This window comes from Saccharothrix hoggarensis, from assembly GCF_042678885.1.
Classification (GTDB): domain Bacteria; phylum Actinomycetota; class Actinomycetes; order Mycobacteriales; family Pseudonocardiaceae; genus Actinosynnema; species Actinosynnema hoggarensis.
The window spans coordinates 1-953 of the sequence record NZ_JBHTLK010000500.1 but is presented as its reverse complement, the minus strand read 5'-3'; the positions used below and the strand labels follow the sequence as shown (position 1 = coordinate 953).

Below are 953 nucleotides of genomic sequence, written 5' to 3'. Positions count from 1 at the left end.
GTCGAGCCGTCCGGGCAGTTGGTCCGTCTCACGTTCTGGAGTGGGTATGCCGGGCCCAACGCCTCGGCGTTGGAGTCGATCGTGGACGAGTTCAACGCGGCCAACCCGGGTGTGCGGATCGAGATGAGTTTCATGCCCTGGGACGTCTTCTTCCGCAGTCTGTTGCAGGCGTACTCGGCGGGCGGCGGGCCGGACCTGGCCGCGTTCGACAGCACGCGGGTGGCGCAGTACGCGAAGAAGGGCGTGTTGGCGCCGGTGGACGACTGGTTCGCGGCGGATCCGGCGTCGAACGTGCTGGTCACCGCGGCCACCGAGGCGGTCGCGTACGACGGCCGCAAGTACGCCGTGCCGATGACGTTCACCAGCCTGAAGTTGCACTACAACCGGGAGTTGTTCACCAGGGCGGGGTTGGATCCCGACCGGCCGCCGACGACGTGGGACGAGTGGCGTGAGGCGATGACCCGGTTGACGGTGGACCGGGACCGTGACGGGAGGCCCGAGCAGTACGGTCTGGCGCTGCCGGACCACGACACCACGCCGACGTGGCCGATCGCGTTGTGGGGTGGCGGTGGTGACGTGTTGGAGGCCGACGGCCGCAGGTCGGCGCTCACCCGTCCGGAGTCGGTGTCCGCGGTGCGGACGTGGGTGGATTTGATCCGGGAGGAGCACGTGTCGCCGATCGGGCTCAGCGGCCTGGAGGCGGAGGCGGCGTTCAGCCGGGGCGAGGCGGCGATGGTGATCACCGGGCCGTGGGCGATCAGCGGTTTCCAGGAGGCCGGGGTGGACTTCGACGTCGCGCCGGTGCCGGCCGGGCCGGTCACGCAGGCCACGTTCGGCGCGACGACGTCGTTGGCGCTCAACGCGTCGCTCTCGCCGGCGGAGAAGGCGGCCGCGCACGCCTTCCTGTCGTTCTGGGTCAGCGAGGGGGCGCAGGAGCACTGGATGGAGCGGTC

General features: G+C 70.4%; 1 protein-coding gene. It reads left to right on the top strand.

Going from position 1 to position 953, the window contains the following annotated elements; genetic code table 11:
• Positions 1-81 precede the first annotated feature (81 nt).
• A partial coding sequence (locus tag ACFQ3T_RS36770) for an extracellular solute-binding protein (protein ID WP_380730807.1) occupies positions 82-953 on the top strand: 872 nt, incomplete at its 3' end.